The sequence below is a fragment of the Mesorhizobium sp. M7D.F.Ca.US.004.03.1.1 genome (assembly GCF_003998635.1).
GTDB classification, from domain to species: Bacteria; Pseudomonadota; Alphaproteobacteria; order Rhizobiales; family Rhizobiaceae; genus Mesorhizobium; species Mesorhizobium loti.
This window is the reverse complement of the sequence record NZ_RZQG01000986.1, coordinates 1-2,106: the sequence shown is the minus strand read 5'-3', so window position 1 is coordinate 2,106 and position 2,106 is coordinate 1. Positions and strand designations below refer to the sequence as shown.

Genomic DNA, 2,106 nt, shown 5'->3' with positions numbered 1-2,106 from the left:
AAACCGCCGGTAATATCGATTACCTGATCGATTTGAACGAACAAGACAAGGATGCGCGGTTGCTTGACGCGGCGGTGTCCGCGGCCATTTGGCTGAAGGCGGCGCGCCTGCCCGACGGCAGATGGGCACGTTTCTACGAACTCAACACCAATCGGCCGCTTTACATTGATGATGGTGGCCAGGTGACCTTCGATTACAAGAACCTCTGGCAACATTACGGCATGAAAACTGGTGCCGAGATCGAGCCGGTGTTCGCCCGGCTGGAGCTTGCCAAGCACGGCTTGACAGTTTCCCATCAGCAGCTGTGGATCAGTGCCGCGGATGAGTTGAGCGCTGACGAACTGAGTTCGAAGGTGCGTCAACTCATCGATGGCCAGGATGACCAGGGACGCTGGGTTGAGGATCGGTTTATCCAAGGAGAAGACTTTGTCGACGGCGTGTTCGCTCTCGCTCGTTTTATCTCCCCGGAAGCGTCAGCATCGGGGAAGTAGCTTCTGCACGTCGCTCGCTCTTGCTATGGGAGATCCTGACCAGGTCTGCCGACAGTGCCCATTTGGTCTGAGCTGATGGACAATTTTCGGGGCATTTGGCGCCATGTGAAGAGCGACCCGAAATCCTAGATGCCTCTACTTTTGGGTTGCGAAAGACTCCGCCCCGAGCGAGCACGTCGAAGTTGCTTGAGGAAGCGTGCGACCGTTCGCGGAGCTGGGCCCTCGCGCAAAATTGCAACACTGGGCGCTATCCCAAGCAGGAGGGGCACGACAAAAAAACGACCGTAAAGATGTGGCAGCGCATTGGCCAACGCCGCGAAGAGGAGGACTGTCGTCAGCGTGCAAATGGCGGATACCCGTCCTTCGCGAACCCGGGCGGCGAGCATCCCGACCATTATGCCGGCTACCAGCAGGAGCAGAAAGCCGATCAACCCAGGCAGTCCTGCCTCGACCCATATCAAGAGAAAGGTGTTGTGGACAGGAGCATGCAGCTCGCTGACCCATCGATACTGGTCAGCACCGATACCAAGCAGCGAATTGCTGTCCGCTTTTCCAATGGCCTCCTTGATAAGCCGCATACGGTCCGCAAATGTACCAGCCTCATCAATGTCGCCATTCTGCAATGCGTTCAGCACGCGGCGCTGGAAGATGGGCGGCAGGAAGTCGCTGCCCCATGTGACGGCGATAAAGAACGTGGCGAGTGACGACACCGTCAACAAGATGATCCGGCGCCACGAGCCCGTCATGACAACGAAGACGGTGAGCGCGAAGACGAGGCCAATCAGGCCGGTATTGGATCCAGTCAGAACAATGCCATAGGCAAAGAGCGGCACTCCGATCCAGGCCCAGCGAGGCCGCGCGCATCCCGAGACCACCAGCCACAACAACAGGGGAACCGCGAGCGCAATCAGCGACGCGCACTCGTTTTCGCGTTCGACCCATCCGACAAAACGGCCATTGCCGCTGACGTAGATCGAGCCATGTCCCTCCTTGAGGACGTTGATCACCACTATGCCCTGCAGGCACATCAAGCCGATCGAACTGATAAACGCTTTTATCAAGAGAACGGTTTCGGCCCAGGGGCGCGACATGAGCATGAAGGTCAGGAGGAAGTAGGCGTATAGGTATTGTGCCGAGATGACGAAGCCTCGCTGGGGATCTCCGACGAGCATGCTGCTTAGCAGCAGCATGCCACACAACAGCGCGATCCCGGTGTTCCACAGAAACGTCCCGGCTGCCAGGGGGGCAAGCGGAAAGGATTTTCCGAGTACAACCGCAAAAACAGCCGCGAGAGCGAAGGCATCGCTGGCGGTAAAATAGAATGCGTTGAAACGGAGGATGTTGAAGGGAGTGAGAAAGACGGAGGCCATGGCCAGCCAGAATTCAACTCTTCCGGTCGCCATTGACAACGACGCAGCAACCGGCCTGCGGTCGGGCTTTGGCCAGTACCCGCGAGGAACCCCGGCGTGATTCATCCTCACTCCTGAAATCTACTTGAGAGTTTCTTTTCACCAGCCCTCATCGACAGGCAGTTCGGTGTATCTGCCAAGATGGGCGCCCGGCCAATCACGCTATCCTTTCGGATAATAGCGTTGCCGCGGCTAAGCCTCTTGAA

At 57.6% G+C, this 2,106-nt stretch carries 2 protein-coding genes; one reads left to right on the top strand and one right to left on the bottom strand.

The features are described 5' to 3' along the window. Positions 1-491: hypothetical protein (locus EN935_RS41065; RefSeq protein ID WP_206534622.1), on the top strand; the 491-nt coding region annotated here is incomplete at its 5' end. Between the two features lie 125 nt (positions 492-616). On the opposite strand, the gene EN935_RS32820 is transcribed toward EN935_RS41065, so the two are convergent. Further along, the gene (locus EN935_RS32820; RefSeq protein ID WP_206534621.1) at positions 617-1,894 is read right to left on the bottom strand and encodes an O-antigen ligase family protein; all 1,278 of its coding nucleotides are present in this window, start codon (positions 1,892-1,894) and stop codon (positions 617-619) included. Positions 1,895-2,106 lie beyond the last annotated feature (212 nt).

Coding starts and splice junctions, on each gene's coding strand:
- EN935_RS32820 (WP_206534621.1), bottom strand. CDS start 1,894: ATGGCGACCGGAAGAGTTGAATTCTGGCTGGCCATGGCCTCCGTCTTT.